Genomic DNA, 4,301 nt, shown 5'->3' on the forward strand with positions numbered 1-4,301 from the left:
GGCTGCAGCCTCGCGCTGGCCAGCGCAGCCCGGATCACCCGCTGCTGCGACGGACCGTTCGGCGCCGACAGACCATTGCTCGCACCGTCCTGGTTCACCGCACTACCCGCAACCACCGCCAGCACCCGGTGCCCGCGAGCACGGGCGTCCGACAGCCGCTCCAGGACCACCATCCCGACGCCCTCACCCCAGCCGGTCCCGTCAGCCGCCTCCGCGAACGGCTTGCACCGGCCGTTGGCGGCCAAGCCGCGCTGGCGCGCGAACTCGGTGAACGTGCCGGGCGAGGCCATCACGGTGACGCCACCGGCCAGGGCCATTCCGCACTCGCCGGAGCGCAGTGCCTGCGCGGCGAGGTGAATCGCCGTCAGGGAGGAGGAACAGGCCGTGTCGATCGAGACGGCCGGGCCCTGCAGCCCGAGCGTGTACGACACCCGGCCCGACGCCACACTCGCCGTCGTACCGGTCAGGCCGAAGCCACCGGCACCGTCCTGCTCACCAGCCCGATATCCCGACGCGATGATGCCCGCGTAGACGCCGGTGTCGGTGCCCCGCAGCGTACCCGGCTCGATGCCGGCGTCCTCCAGCGCCTCCCAGCACGTCTCCAGCAGCAGCCTCTGCTGCGGGTCCATCCCCAACGCCTCACGCGGACTGATCCCGAAGAACTCCGCGTCGAAGTCGGCAGCGCCGGCCAAGAAGCCGCCCACCGGGGCAAACGACGCATCCGCGTCACCGGAGCCGGACAGGCCGTCCACGTCCCAACCGCGGTTCGCCGGGAAGCCAGACATCGCGTCGGAGCCTCCAGCGACCAACTGCCAGAAACCGTCCGGGTCTTCAACCCCGCCGGGGAACCGGCACCCCATACCGACGATCGCCACCGGCTCGTCGGTGTTGAGGCGGACCGCCGGCACGGACGCCGCTCCGGCGGCTTCGGCGGTCCCGCACACCTCGGTCACCAGGTGCCGGGCGAGGTCCAGGGGGACGGGGTAGTCAAACACCAGGGTGGCGGGCAGGCTCAGGCCGGTTTCGGCCGAGAGCCGGTTGCGGAGCTCCAGCGCGGTCAGGGAGTCGATGCCCATGTCGCGGAAGGCCCGCTGGGGGTCGATGTCCCCAGGGCGCGCATGGCCCAGGACCACGGCGGCAGCAGATCGGACGATCTGCAGAACTTCCTGCTCGCGCTCGGCTGAACCGAGCGCGGCCAGCCGAGCCGCCAGGCCACCCGCGTCTGCCGCAACGGCCGCGGGCGGGCGGGCGGAGGCGCCAACGGCCAGTCCGCGCAGTAGCGGAAGCAGCGGTCGTCCTGGGCGTGCCAGTGCCGCCATGTCCAGTCGGGCCGGGACCGCCAACGGCGTGCCCAGGGCAATAGCAGCCTCGAACAGCGCCAGACCCTGCTCGGTCGTCAGTGGCTGGATGCCGCCGCGACGCAGCCGGGAGAGATCGGCGCCGGCCAACTGCCCGGTGATCTCCGAGGCCTGGGCCCACAGGCCCCAGGCCAGCGACTGGCCGACCAGGTGCCGATCGCGGCGGTGGGCTGCGAGTGCGTCCAGGAAAGCGTTGGCGGCGGCGTAACTCCCCTGCCCCGGGCTACCCATGACCGCCGCGGCCGACGAGTACAGCACGAACCCGGCCAGGCCCGCGTCCTCGGTCAACTCGTGCAGGTTCCACGCCGCGTCAGCCTTCGCCGCCAGCACCGGCGCCATCCGCTCGGGCGTCAGCGACTCCACGGTGGCGTCGTCGATCACACCGGCCGCGTGCACCACCGCGGTCAGCGGCCGCTCGGCCGTAAGCCGCGCCAACACCGAGGCGAGACCCTCGCGGTCGGCGGCATCGCCGGCCTGAACGCGAACCTCCGCACCCGACTGCGCCAACTCGGCGACCAGACGGGCCACGCCCGGCGCGACCGGACCACGACGCGACAGCAGGAGTAGGTGCCGCATGCCACGAACGCTCACCAGGTGCCGGGCCAACTCCCCGCCCAGCGTGCCGGTTCCACCGGTCACCAGGACGGTCCCCTGACTGTCCCACTCGGCCGGGACGTTCAGCACGACCTTGCCCAGGTGTCGGGCGGCCTGCAGGTAGCGCAGCGCTGCCACAGCCTGCGACAGCTCGAAGGTCGTCACCGGCGGCGGGACCAACGTGCCCGCGTCGAACATGGCCCCCAACTCGGCGAACATCTCCCCGACCCGCGGCTCGCCGGCGTCCATCAGGTCGAAGGCCTGGTAGACCACCCCGGGGTAGGCCTCAGCAACCTGCTCGGGGTTGCGGATGTCCGTCTTGCCCATCTCGACGAACTGACCACCGCGCGGCAGCAGCCGCAGCGACGCGTCCGTGAACTCCCCGGCCAGGGCGTTGACGACCACGTCCATGCCCTCGCCACCGGTAACGGCCAGGAACCGCTCACAGAAGTCCAGATCACGGGTCGAGGCGATGTGGCTGTCAGCCACGCCCATGGCCCGCAGCGCGTGCTGCTTGGCCGGGCTCGCGGTCGCGAAGACCTCCAGGCCCCACGCCTTGGCCAACTGCACCGCAGCCGTGCCCACACCACCCGTACCGGCGTGAATCAGCACCCGCTGACCAGGCCGGACCTGGGCCAGATCCCGCAACGCGTAGAACGCGGTGAGGAACCCAATCGGCACTGCCGCGGCCTGCTGATACGACCAGCCCTGCGGGATGGCGGCAACCATGCGGCTGTCCACGATCCCGACAGGACCCCAGTTCGGCACCAGACCCATCGCGGGCTGACCGACCGTCAGACCGGTGACACCGGGACCGATCTCCAAGACGACACCGGCACCTTCGCCACCGAGACCTCGGTTGTCCGCGACCATACCCAGACCGGCGACGACGTCGCGGAAGTTCACACCCACCGAACGCAGACCAACCCGGACCTGACCAGCCGTCAACTCCGCGCCCGTGTCAGGAGCGTCGACGACGGCAGCACTGCCCAGGTCACCCGGGTTGGCGACCTCCACCCGCCAGTTCGAACCACTCGGCAAGGCCAGTTCACTGGCGCGGGCCAGCCGTCGGCCGAACGCCGCGATCCCTCCGCCGTCGGTGGCGGGACCGATCCGGACCTCGAACTCGTCGGCGTCCAACGCCACGGCCAGGACGGTGTCCACGTCGGCGTCACGCGTCGGTTCCAGGCCGGCCGCCGGGTCGACATCGACCAGCAGCAGACGACCCGGATGCTCCGACTGCGCCGAGCGCACCAGGCCCGTCACCGCCGCACCGGCCAGATCCTGACCGGCGGCCACGCCCTGGGTCCAGATCACCAAGCGTGCGTCGTCGGTCGCGGGATCGGCCAGCCACTCCTGCACCCACCCCAACACCGCCGCGGCAGCCAGCTGAGCCGCCTGCGACGCCGAACTCCCGGACGGAGCAGCCGGCACGGCCGCCACCACCACCGGTGCGATCTCGGAGCCGTGCCGCGCCCACTGGACTGCGGTGTCGGAGGCCTGCGCCGACAGCGGGACCCACTCCACGGTGAACAGCGACTGGCGCACCTGACGGGCCGAGCCGCCGAACTGACCCGCCGGAATCTCCCGCAGCGCCAGCGACCGGACCTCCAGCACCGGCTGACCGACACCGTCGAACGCCGCCACCGAGACGCCACTCGCCTCGGGCGCCAGGACCACCCGCAGCTGCCGGGCACCGCCCGCCAGCAGCCGAACCCCCGACCACGCAAACGGCAGACCCGTCCCTCCGCCACTGCCATCACTGGCGGCAAGGAGGCTGTGCAGGGCAGCGTCGAGCAACGCCGGGTGCAGACCAAACCCGGCAGCATCGGCTTCGACAGCCTGCGGCAGCTCGACCTCGGCGTAGACGGTGTCCCCGGCGCGCCACACCTGACGCAGGCCCTGGAACGCCGGCCCGTAGCCGTAGCCCCGCTGGGCAAAGCTCTCGTAGGCGTTGTCGACCGGAACGGACTCCGCGCCCGCCGGAGGCCAGACGGCCATCGGGGCGGGGGCAGCCTCGTTACCGGCCGGGGCCAGCACACCCACCGCATTCCGGACCCACTCGCCCTCCCCCTCGCGGGAGGAGACCGTCACCGTGCGGCGGCCGCTGTCGCCGTCGGTATCGCCCACGTGGACCTGCAACTGGACGCCGCCCTGGGCGGGCAGGACCAGCGGCTCCTGGAGCGTCAGCTCGTGCAGCATGCCGCAGCCGGCCAAGTCACCCGCGTGAACCGCCAGGTCCACGAAGGCGGTACCGGGCAGAAGAACCGTGCCGTGCACCGCGTGGTCGGCCAGCCACGGCATCGCCGACAGCGACAGACGACCCGTCAACACCAGCCCATCACCCTC

The 4,301-nt window shown here is 72.0% G+C and carries 1 protein-coding gene; it reads right to left on the bottom strand.

Annotated features, from left to right (window positions below):
• Positions 1–4,286, bottom strand: a 4,286-nt coding sequence (locus ACZ3KP_RS40865; protein WP_467506202.1) for an SDR family NAD(P)-dependent oxidoreductase, incomplete at its 3' end; no start/stop codon positions are given.
• Positions 4,287–4,301 lie beyond the last annotated feature (15 nt).

This window comes from Streptomyces sp. NPDC020958, from assembly GCF_055562175.1.